The following is a 10751-nucleotide window of genomic DNA, read 5'->3' on the forward strand; positions in this document are numbered from 1 at the left end:
GCAGCAGCGCGTTGCGATTGCACGGGCTCTGGCGGGGCGGCCAAAGCTGCTGCTGGCGGACGAACCCACCGGCAACCTGGACACGCAGATGGCCCGCGCGGTGATGGAGCTGATCGAGGAGGTCCATCGCGATGGCGCCACCATCGTCATGGTCACGCATGATCCGGAGCTGGCGGCGCGGACCCAGCGCAATGTCCACATCGTCGACGGTCAGGTGGTGGACATCGATGCCGCCGAGCCGCGGTTCACCGCCGTGGCCGGAGGCTGACGCCATGTTCCGCTACTACGCGTGGCTGGCCGTGCGCGGCCTGCGCCGCAATCCGGTGCTGACCGGCCTGATGGTGCTGGCGATTGGCATCGGCATCGGCGCCAGCGTCACCACCATTACCGTGCTGCACGTGCTCTCCGGCGATCCGTTGCCGTCCAAGAGTGACGTGCTGTTCTATCCCCAGGTCGATCCCGAGGATGCCACCCACTACCAGCCCGGCGACCAGCCGCCCGACCAGCTTACTTACGTGGACGCGATGAACCTGCTGCGGGATGCCCGCGGCAAGCGTCAGGCGGCAATGAGCGGCGGCGGGGCGGTGCTGGTGCCGGATCAGGCCGGGGTGGATCCCTATGTGGTCGAGTTGCGCTACTCCACAGCGGATATCTTCGGGCTGTTCGACATTCCGTTTCTCCATGGCAGCGGCTGGACCGCCGAGCAGGACGAGGCCCGCGAACGCGTCGTGGTGCTGTCACGGCGTCTGAACCAGCGTCTGTTTGGCGGGGAGAACAGCGTCGGGCGTGAAATCCGGCTCAGTTCCCACCGCTTCCGCGTGATCGGTGTCATCGACGAGTGGCGTCCGAACCCGCATTTCTATGATCTGACCACGGGAGCCTACGCGGATTCCGAGGAGGCGTTTCTGCCACTGGAAACCTCGATCGATCTGGACATGGGACGCAATGGCGACATGTCCTGCTTCGGCAGCGAGCGCATGTCACCCGAGGAGCAGCAGCGCTCCGGCACCTGCATGTGGTTGCAGTACTGGGTCGAGCTCGAATCACCGGATGCCCGGGCCGACTACGAGCGCTACCTGGCGAACTACAGCGAGCATCAACGGGAGATCGGTCGCTTCGAGCGGTCGTTCAACGGACGCCTGCACAGCGTCATGGAATGGCTGGACTACAAGCGGGTCGTGCCTGATGACGTGCAGCTGCAGGTCTGGATCGCGTTCGGGTTCCTGGTCGTGTGCATCGTCAACACCATCGGCCTGATGCTCGCCAAGTTCCTGCGGCGCGAGGGCGATATCGGCGTGCGGCGTGCGCTGGGCGCCACGCGGCGTTCGGTGTTCACCCAGTACCTGCTGGAGGCCGGGATGATCGGAGTCGGCGGTGCCGTGGTTGGCCTGTTGCTCAGCCTGGTCGGGCTGGCGGCGGTTCGCATGCAGCCGGTGGACTATGCCGGGTTCGCGCGGCTGGATCTCTCGATGTTTCTGATGGCCGTTGGCTTGTCGCTGGCCGCCAGCCTGATCGCCGGGTTGCTACCCGCGTGGCAGGCCTGCCGGATTGCGCCGGCGCTTCAACTCAAGACCGAATAAGGAACTGCGTCATGGAGATTCAACCGATCCTGAAATCCCTGCGTCGCCAGAAGACCGCGGCGATTCTCATCGCGTTCGAAATTGCACTGGCCTGCGCCATCATCTGCAACACCCTGTTCGTGATCGTCGCGCGCATGGACCGCATGCAGATCGATAGCGGCATCGCCGAAACCGAGTTGCTGCGGATTCGTACGGCCACGCTGGATGACCCGGTCGACAAACCGCTACGCACGGCGGAAGACCTGGCCGCGCTGCAAGCCGTGCCGGGAGTAGTCGACGTTGCGGCGGTCCAGCAGGTTCCGTTCGGGAATTCCTCCTGGAACTCCGGCGTCGCCGTGGAGCGCGGGGCGCCGCCGGTGGTCGGCGCGACCAATTATTTCGACAACGGCAATCTGGTGAAAACGCTGGGCTTGAAGCTCGTCGCCGGGCGCGATTTTCAGCCGGAGGAGTACATCAACTTCCAGGATTTGTTCAGCACCGACGAAACCTTCGTTGGCATGGCGATCATCACCCAGGCTCTGGCCGACCGCCTGTGGCCGGGCGAGCCGGCGCTGGGCAAGGCGTTTTACACCGATACCGATCCCATTCGCGTGATCGGCATCGTCGACACATTGATCCGACCGTCGTTCGGTGATCCGGGCGATGCGCCCATGAGCGTGATTTATCCGGTGCGCCATGCGCCGGGTCTGGAATACCTGCTCCGGGTGCGTGGCGCCGAACCCGATGCCGTGCTCAAGCAGGCGGAGGTGGCCCTGCGCGATGTCCACCCGGGGCGCCTGATCCTCCATGCGAGCACCTTCGTCGAGATGCGCGAGCGCTTCTTCCGCGGTGACCGCGTGATGGCGATGCTGCTGATCGGGGTCATCGTCGCGCTGTTGATCGTCACCGCGCTGGGCATCGTCGGGCTGGCGAGTTTCTGGGTGCAGCGGCGGCGGCGGCAGATTGGTGTCCGGCGGGCGCTGGGCGCGACGCGAGGCGCGATCCTGCGGTACTTCCAGCTCGAGAACTTCCTGATCGTCACCGCCGGTGTCGCCGCGGGCATGTTCTCCGCCTACGGAGTCAACGCCTGGCTGATGCAGCACTACGAGCTGGAGCGCCTGCCGCTTTACTACCTGCCGGTGGCGGCGGTAAGCCTCTGGGTGCTGGGTCAGTTATCGGTGTTGCAGCCGGCGCTGCGGGCGATGCGGGTGCCGCCGGCGCTGGCGACACGGGCATAGAACCGCGATCGATGGCAGGCTTTCCGGCGCCATCCGGCGCGCAAGCTCAAGAGACCAATGTCCACCGTACTGATCATTGACGACAATCCGGGTGTCTGCGAGGCGCTGAAGCTGCTGCTGTCGCTGCGCGACATTCGTGCGATCACCGCGCATTCGCCGGACGAGGGCCTCGCCGAACTGGCGCGGGCCAGCGTCGACCTGGTGATCCAGGACATGAATTTCACCGAGGACACGACCTCAGGCGAGGAGGGCGTGGCGCTGTTCCGTGTAATCCGTCAGCGCCATCCCGATCTGCCCATCATCCTGCTCACGGCCTGGACGCATCTGGAATCCGCGGTGGAACTGGTCAAGGCCGGCGCCGCCGACTACGTCGCCAAGCCCTGGGATGACGCCAAGCTGGCGACCACGGTGGAGAACCTGCTCGAGCTGTCGGAGAACGCACAGGAGGTTTCCCGCTATCGCCGGGAGCGCCGGGAGCGACGGGCCTCGCTGGAATCGCGTTATGACCTGCGCGGCATTGTCTATGCCTCGGAGTCCACGGAGCGGGTGGTCGAGCTGGCCTGCCAGGTTGCGCGGGCGGCGCTGCCGGTGCTGATCACCGGGCCCAATGGCGCCGGCAAGGAACGCATCGCCGATATTGTCCACGCCAACTCGCCGGTGCGCGACGGGCCGTTCATCACCGTCAACTGCGGGGCGCTGCCTTCCGAGCTGATCGAGGCGGAATTGTTCGGGGCCGAGGCCGGGGCCTACACCGGGGCCAATCGCGCGCGTCCGGGACGATTCGAGGTGGCCGACGGCGGCACCCTGTTCCTCGACGAGATTGGCAACCTGCCACTGTCCGGTCAGGTGAAGCTGCTGCGGGTCCTGGAGACCGGGAAGTTCGAACGTCTTGGGGCGTCACGCACCCAGTCGGTGAAGGTGCGGGTGCTCAGCGCGACCAACGCCGACCTGTCGGCGATGATCGCCGACGGCAGCTTCCGGGAGGATCTCTATTACCGGCTCAACGTCGTCGAGATCCGTCTGCCGCCGCTTGCCGACCGACGCGATGACATCGTGCCATTGGCCGAACATTTTCTCGGCGACGAGGCGATTCTGTCCGACGAGGCGAGGGACGCCCTGGTCCGGCATCGCTGGCCGGGCAATGTCCGCGAACTGCGCAACGCCATCGAGCGGGCGCGGTTGCTGTGTCAGGATGGCGTGGTCCGTCCGGAGGATCTGAATCTGCCCGTGAACGTCCAGCCCGCCGCCCGCAATCTCGACGAGCCCGATCGCGAGGCCATCCAGGCCGCGCTGGACGCGGCGGGAGGCACCGTGAGTCGCGCGGCGCGCTCGCTGGGTTTGTCCCGGCAGGCGCTTTACCGCCGCATGGACCGCTTCGGTCTGGCCCCGGACTAGATCCCGATTCTCACCGAGCCCGACCGATGAAGACGCGCGTTCTGTCCCTGGAGGGCAAGCTGGCCGTTCTGCTGTGCGCGGTGTTCCTCGCGGGCGCTCTCGGCGGCATCGTCGGGGTGCGCCAGTTCGGGGATGCCGGGCTGACGCTGCTGGTCGGCGTCGTTGCCGGGATGGTGCTGGGGGCGATTCTCGCGCGGCAGGCCATCGGGCGGGTGCGGCGACTCATCCGCGCATTGCAGGGTGCGGTCGCCAGTTACCGCGACGGTGATTTCAGCATTTCCACCACCGAAAGCGGCGGCGACGAGCTGTCCGAGCTGGTCTCACTCCACAACGAACTGGGCCGGACGCTGCGCGAGCAGCGCCAGCATCTTGTCCAGCGCGAATTGCTGCTGGACACGGTCGTGCAGAACACGCCCGTGGCTCTCGTGCTCAGCGACACGTCGGGCCGCGTGGCCTACGCCAACATGGCGGCCCGGCAGTTGTTCAACGACGGCAAGAGTCTGGGCGGACTCGATTTCCAGCAAGTGCTCTCGGCGCTGCCGGACGTCGTGGGCGAAGCAGTCGCGGCGGGCGAGGACAGCCTGTTCAGCCTGGACATGGAGGGCGGCGAGGAGACATTCCACATCTCGCAGAGAGGGTTCCGTCTGCAGGGCCGTCCGCATCGCCTGTACCTGTTCCGGCGGATGACACGTGAGCTGTCGCGCCAGGAAGTCGCGACGTGGAAGAAGGTGATCCGGGTGCTCAGCCACGAGCTCAACAATTCGCTGGCGCCGATTTCATCCATGGCGCATTCGGGCGGCGAGCTGGTCCGGCGCGGAAACACCGAGTCATTGTCCGGGGTCTTCGCGGCCATTGGCGAACGTGCCCGTCATCTGCACGAATTCATCGCCGGATACGCACGTTTCGCCAAACTGCCGACGCCTCGGGTCGAGCGGGTGGAGTGGGACGATCTCGTGCAGTCGCTGGCCGGGCATGTGGAGTTCCGCGTGGCCGGCAAGCTGCCTGACACACCCGCCTGGCTGGATCGTGCGCAGATCGAACAGGTGCTGATCAACCTGCTGAAAAACGCTCACGAGGCAGGCAGTCCGGCCGAGGCGGTGGAACTTCAGGTGACGCGGGCGGGGAAGGACGTCTGCATCGATATTTCGGACCGGGGGAGTGGCATGAACGAGACGGTACTCGCCAATGCCCTGTTGCCGTTCTACTCCACCAAGCGGAGCGGGACCGGGCTGGGTCTGGCGCTGACACGCGAGATTGTCGAGGCTCATGGAGGGCGTCTGCAGCTGTCCAATCGCGCCAACGGAGGGCTGCGGGTCAGAATCCACATTCCGGCCGCGCCGGGCCAGTAGGACTTTCCGGTCTCCACGACCGGTGACCGATCAAGTTCGACGCCGCGCATTGGTTCTGGGTCGAGCTGGAGTCGCGTGTCCTGCGTCTTCGCGCAATACCCCATGACCGCGCCGCGGGCGCGACGTGGTTCGTCCTCAGCGACAAACCGGAAAACCGCCGCGGGCGTCGAGATGAAAATGATCGGCGTGGGCCTCGTTGTGCGCCGGCCCCAGCGTCGTCGAGAACAGGTCGCAGGCGCCGTCGTGCACCTGTCCGAGAAAGCGGGCTCCGGCTTCGTCACCGACCCAGTGCGAGGCGACGGTGATCCGGTCTCCGTTGTCCAGGCGAAAGCCGGCGACGTCCCAGGCATTGGCCAGCGCGTGTTCGCTGCGGCGACCGGTGGCCCGGTTATCGATGTTGCGGCAGGCATAGGAGCCGTAGTGGTCGATGCGGCGCACCTCTGCACTCAGGGTGTTGCGTGCAGCCGGCTGGACCACGTGGCGCTGCCACAGGGCGATGGACGCCGCCAGGCGGCAAGTCGTGCTGAACGGGGCCGTGTAGGCCACCGGGCCGCCATCAATCCGCACGGCGTCGAAGAACCCGCAACCGTCTCCGGTGGACCGGTCCTCCAGCGGTTCGAAGCGCAACGCGGTTTGCCGCAGGAAGCGGAGACAGGCTTGCGGATCATCGTCGAACCGCCCGAGTTTGTACCCGGTCAGCCAGTTGGGCGCCGTGGCGGGCGACAGCGGCGTCCAGGGCAGGTGACGGTCCGGGAGCCGCAGGCCGGATCGCCAGGCCAGGACGGCACAGAGCGCGAGCAGCAGTAGAAGCAGAGACCGGCGCATGTCCCGATTGGACCGCGCCGTGTCGGAATTGCTCAGTCCGACAGCGTCCGCACTCCGGTCAGCGACTCCGATACGCTCCACAGCCGCTCACCAATGATCGGGTCGCGGGCCTGCTTGCGGCAGCCGACCTTGGTCGGATAGCCACGCATCTGCTGGAAGCCGCCGGGGCCGATGTAGTCACCGCTGGCGACCACATCGGCGGTTGCGGCGTAAAGCGTGGACAGGGCGCCCATCTTCGCCGGCTGGCCGATCACGGTGTTGCCGATGCGCATGACCAGCTTTTCGATCAGCGACTTGCGCTGTTCGGCGGCGACGAATTGCAGGTTGGTCGACGCGTAGCCGGGGTGTGCACCGGCGACGAGGATGTTGCGTCTTGCCGCGATCATTCGCCGCGACAGCTCGAACATGAACGTCAGGTTGGCGAGTTTGCTGTCGCCATAGGCCTGCCAGCGCTTGTAGCGTCGCTTTTCCCAGGCCAGATCATCGAAGTTGATCCCCGGTGTCCAGCGATGGGCCATGCTGGCGAGGCAGACGATGCGACCTCCGTCGTTGATCTGGTTCAGTAGCAGCCCGGTCAGCGCGAAGTGGCCGAGATGGTTGGTGCCGAACTGCATCTCGAAGCCATCGGCCGTCTTCGAGTAGGGCACGGCCATGACGCCGGCGTTGTTGATCAGCAGGTCGATCGTGGTGTCGCCGAGGCCGGTCGCGAAGCCGCGCACCGAGTCCAGGCTGGCCAGATCCAGCGGCGCGAACTCGATGGCCGGTTCGGTCAGTTCGGAGCGCAGCGCATCCATTGCCTGGCCGGCCTTGGATTCGCTGCGACAGGCCATGATGACGCGGGCGCCCGCCGCCGCGAGGGCGCGGGGCGTGTAATAGCCGAGGCCGCTGTTGGCGCCGGTGACGACGGCCGTCTTGCCGGCCAGTGATGGGATGTCCGATTCGGTCCAGTGCGTCATGCGAGCCTCGGTAGTGAGCAGGGGCGTAGACCTATCACGATCTACGCCCCCGACGCATTGGCCCTTGGCGGTCAGGTCGCGAACTGTGCCTTCATCGCATCGACGAACACGCCGAACTGCTCGGCGGGCAGGTCGTTGATGCCGGCCGCGGCGGCTCGACCACCACCGGTCGGGAATTGCCGGCACAGCTCGTCGGCGCCGGACTTGCGGTTCAGCGGTGCGCGCACGCTGATCAGGTAGTTGCCGTTGGCCTTTTCGGTCAGCACCGCGTGGGCCCGGTCCGGCGAGGCATTGGCGAGCGAGTTGCCGAACACGCCGGACACGCGCCGTGCCCAGGGTTCGTTGGGCAGGATCAGGAAGGCGGCATCGTCGTTGGACACCGGCTCCAGCGGCGTCGATTCGGCGCTGGCCATGTCGGCCTTGTAGCCGGCGATCAGTGTCTGCGAGGTTTCCGGTGCGTCCGCCAGAAAGGTCAGCGGCGAGCGATGCTGCACGGCCTCGCGATACAACGCCTCCGGCGTGAAGTGCAGGTCGTCGAGACTGGAACCGTAACCGTTGTAGTTCATCGCGATGCCGAGCTCTTCGAGCTGTTCGAGTTCCTCATCGCTCAGTTCGGTCTGCTTCGCCAGCGTGCGTGCGCTCACCGACAGGTTGTCCCCGAAGGCGCCGACCAGCGCCCACTCGATGAACTGGTTCTTCAGCTCGCCGTTGACCAGCAGGCTGGTGCAGACGTCCGATGCGGTGTTGATGTGCGCGGTCAGCTTCGGGCTGTCCGGAATCTCACCAGCGTAGTGGTGATCCACGTAATGCACCGTGGCGCCCGCATCGAGAATGCGCTGGATGTCGTCGCGGTTCTTGTCCAGCGATACGTCGAGCACGGTGACCCGGTCGCCCGCGCCGGCCTCGATGCGTTTCGCCAGGCCGATGTCGCGCTTGACGCCGGTGATCAGCGTGGATTCACGCGGCTCGGCCAGCCGCAGCTGGACGAGCGCGCAGACACCATCGGCATCGCCGTTGAAGGCATCAAAATCAGCCATTTACTGGATGCTCTGATAGTAGTCCATCAATACTTTGGCCACTTCCGGACGCGAGAATTCCGGCGGCGGCGCCATGCCCTTGCCGAGCATCTCGCGAACCTTGGTGCCGGACAGCAGCACGAAGTCTTCCTTCGAGTGGTCCGGGGCCTCGCGCATCATCACGACCTTGTCCAGCTTCTTGGAGTAGGCGGTGTGGTCGGCTTCGAAGATCTCGATTTCCAGCGCGCCGGCCGGGACCTTGTCCTGGAAGATGGTCTGGGCATCGAAGGCGCCGTAGTAGTCGCCGACACCGGCGTGGTCGCGGCCGACGATCAGGTAGTTGGCGCCCATGTTCTGGCGGAACACGGCGTGCAGTACGGCCTCGCGCGGGCCGGCGTAGAGCATGTCGAAGCCGTAGCCGGTAATCATCACCGTGTTCGGCGGGAAGTACTGGTCGACCATGGTGCGGATGCAGTTGTCGCGCACATCAGCCGGGATGTCGCCCTTCTTGAGCTTGCCCAGCAGCATGTGGATGACGATGCCATCGGCGCCCAGGCGTTCCTGCGCCATGCGGCAAAGCTCCTCGTGGGCGCGGTGCATGGGGTTGCGGGTCTGGAAGGCCACGACCTTGTTCCAGCCGCGCTCGGCGATCTCGTTGCGGATCTGAACGGCGGTGCGGAAGGTGTCCGGGAAATCGGCGGCGAAGTAGCTGAAGTTCAGCACCTGGATCGGGCCGGAGAGCAGGGTGTTGCCCAGGCTCAGGAAGGTGGAGACGCCCGGGTGGTCGCCGTCCAGCGTGCCGAAGATTTCCTCGGCCATGGCCTTGAGTTCGTCATCGGAGACGGTCTCGATGGCCTGCACGTCCATGACCGCCAGGATGGGATTTCCTTCGACGTTGGGGTCGCGCAGCGCCAGCTTGCCGGTTTGCACGTCGGTGGCCTGGCTCAGGTTGACGATCGGCACCGGCCAGAACAGGCCGTCTGCGGTTTTCATGTCCTTGGCGACGGACAGGGCATCGGCCTTGTTCATGTAGCCCGTCAGCGGGTTGAAGTAACCACCGGCCAGCATCACCGCGTTGGCGGCTGCGGCGGAGTTCAGCAGCAGGCTGGGCAGGGTTTCGGCCTCGGCCAGCAGCGCGGCGCGGGCCGCATCGTCTTCAACGTAAAGCGGGTTCAGCGTGTCGGAACCGTGAGGTTTGATCATCGGTGTCGTCCTTGTTGGATTCGGTGAATTCGGAGTGGCGGGAAGGGCCGATCAGGCTGGCAGCACGCCGCGCGCCTTGAGCAGGTCCAGCACGGCGATGACTTCCTCTTCCAGGCTCATCTCGTGGCTGTTCAGCACCAGCTCCGGTTTCTCGGGAGCCTCGTAGGGATCGCTGATGCCGGTGAAGTTCGGGATCTCGCCGGCGCGGGCCTTCTTGTAAAGCCCCTTGGGGTCGCGCTCCTCGGCGACTTCCAGCGGCACGTTGACGTAGATCTCGATGAAATCCATGTCGTCGGATTCGTGCATTTCGCGGACGAGGTCGCGGTCGGCGCGGTACGGGCTGACGAAGCTGGACAGCGCCAGCACGCCGGAATCGACAAACAGCTTGGCGACCTCGCCGATGCGGCGGATGTTCTCGGCGCGGTCCTCGGCGGAAAAGCCGAGGTTCTTGTTGATGCCGTGGCGCACGTTGTCGCCATCCAGGCGGTAGACCAGGCGGCCCTGCGCGAACAGCGCCTTCTCCAGCGCAACGGCGACGGTGCTCTTGCCGGAACCGGACAGGCCGGTGAACCAGATCGTCGCGCCTTTCTGGCCGAGGAGCTTGTTGCGGTCGCCCCGGGTGACGTCGCCGTCGTGCCAGGTGATGTTGGTCGCCTTCTGATCGCTCATGCGTGTGCTGTCCGCTAATGGGTGGGGAGGCGCAAGTTTAGGCGGATTCGAGACATTCTAAAAATAGATAAATAAGATACGTGCCATGCAGAAAATAAAAGCTTTGTCGCTCACGTGAACCTGAATCATCTGGCCATCTTCCGGGCGGTCGCCCGGGCCGGCAGCGTCACCGGCGGGGCGACGCAACTGGGAATCTCCCAGTCGGCGGTATCGCGTCAGCTCGCCGAGTTCGAACAGCGTCAGGGCGTCCAGCTGTTCGACCGCCTGCCGCGAGGAGTGCGGCTCACCGCGCCCGGTCGCGTGCTCCAGGACTACGCGGAGCGGCTGTTCTCCGTCGAGGCGCAGGCCGAGCAGGCGCTGGATGACATGCGCCACCGCCGGCAGGGACGCCTCGCCATCGGTTCCAGCCGCACCATCGCCGCCTACATGCTGCCCAGGGCGCTGGCCGCCTACCGGCCGGAAAACCCGGGTGTGGAGCTGTCGCTGGCGGTGGAGAACACCGACACCATCGAGCGCAAGCTGCTGGATGGGGAGATCGACA

The 10751-nt window shown here is 65.7% G+C and carries 11 protein-coding genes; 6 read left to right on the plus strand and 5 right to left on the minus strand.

Going from position 1 to position 10751, the window contains the following annotated elements; all coding sequences use genetic code 11:
• The 5 genes from ABNS06_RS01355 to ABNS06_RS01375 form a co-directional block, all read left to right on the plus strand.
• Nucleotides 1-268, plus strand: a 268-nt coding sequence (locus tag ABNS06_RS01355) for an AAA family ATPase (protein WP_348672163.1), incomplete at its 5' end; no start/stop codon positions are given.
• 4 nt (nucleotides 269-272) lie between these two features.
• Entirely contained in the window at nucleotides 273-1580 is a 1308-nt protein-coding gene (locus tag ABNS06_RS01360; protein WP_348672164.1) for an ABC transporter permease, read from the plus strand.
• An 11-nt stretch (nucleotides 1581-1591) separates the two neighbouring features.
• Nucleotides 1592-2797, plus strand: coding sequence for an FtsX-like permease family protein (locus ABNS06_RS01365; RefSeq protein WP_348672165.1), 1206 nt, complete (start codon nucleotides 1592-1594; stop codon nucleotides 2795-2797).
• Nucleotides 2798-2854: 57 nt separating this feature from the next.
• Nucleotides 2855-4192 carry a sigma-54 dependent transcriptional regulator gene (locus ABNS06_RS01370; RefSeq protein WP_348672166.1) on the plus strand — a complete coding sequence of 446 codons (1338 nt, stop codon included), beginning with the start codon at nucleotides 2855-2857 and terminating at the stop codon, nucleotides 4190-4192.
• Between the two features lie 26 nt (nucleotides 4193-4218).
• On the plus strand, nucleotides 4219-5541 hold the full coding sequence (locus ABNS06_RS01375; protein WP_348672167.1) for an ATP-binding protein: 1323 nt from the start codon (nucleotides 4219-4221) through the stop codon (nucleotides 5539-5541).
• Between the two features lie 135 nt (nucleotides 5542-5676).
• On the opposite strand, the gene ABNS06_RS01380 is transcribed toward ABNS06_RS01375, so the two are convergent.
• From ABNS06_RS01380 to cysC, 5 genes are all read right to left on the minus strand, one after another.
• A complete protein-coding gene (locus tag ABNS06_RS01380; protein ID WP_348672168.1) occupies nucleotides 5677-6366 on the minus strand; it encodes an extensin family protein in 690 nt (229 codons plus the stop codon).
• Between the two features lie 32 nt (nucleotides 6367-6398).
• Nucleotides 6399-7322: an oxidoreductase gene (locus ABNS06_RS01385; RefSeq protein WP_348672169.1), complete on the minus strand. Its 924-nt coding sequence runs from the start codon at nucleotides 7320-7322 to the stop codon at nucleotides 6399-6401.
• Nucleotides 7323-7393: 71 nt separating this feature from the next.
• On the minus strand, nucleotides 7394-8359 hold the full coding sequence (locus ABNS06_RS01390; protein WP_348672170.1) for an acetyltransferase: 966 nt from the start codon (nucleotides 8357-8359) through the stop codon (nucleotides 7394-7396).
• Nucleotides 8360-9541: a sulfate adenylyltransferase gene (gene sat / locus ABNS06_RS01395; protein ID WP_348672171.1), complete on the minus strand. Its 1182-nt coding sequence runs from the start codon at nucleotides 9539-9541 to the stop codon at nucleotides 8360-8362.
• A gap of 51 nt (nucleotides 9542-9592) precedes the next feature.
• Nucleotides 9593-10210 (minus strand): adenylyl-sulfate kinase, encoded by a 618-nt coding sequence (gene cysC, locus ABNS06_RS01400; RefSeq protein WP_348672172.1) that lies wholly within the window; start codon nucleotides 10208-10210, stop codon nucleotides 9593-9595.
• Between the two features lie 114 nt (nucleotides 10211-10324).
• On the opposite strand from cysC, the gene ABNS06_RS01405 reads away from it, so the two are divergent.
• Nucleotides 10325-10751, plus strand: a 427-nt coding sequence (locus ABNS06_RS01405) for a LysR family transcriptional regulator (RefSeq protein WP_348672173.1), incomplete at its 3' end; no start/stop codon positions are given.

Source organism: uncultured Abyssibacter sp. (genome assembly GCF_964000955.1).
Lineage (GTDB): Bacteria > Pseudomonadota > Gammaproteobacteria > Nevskiales > OUC007 > Abyssibacter.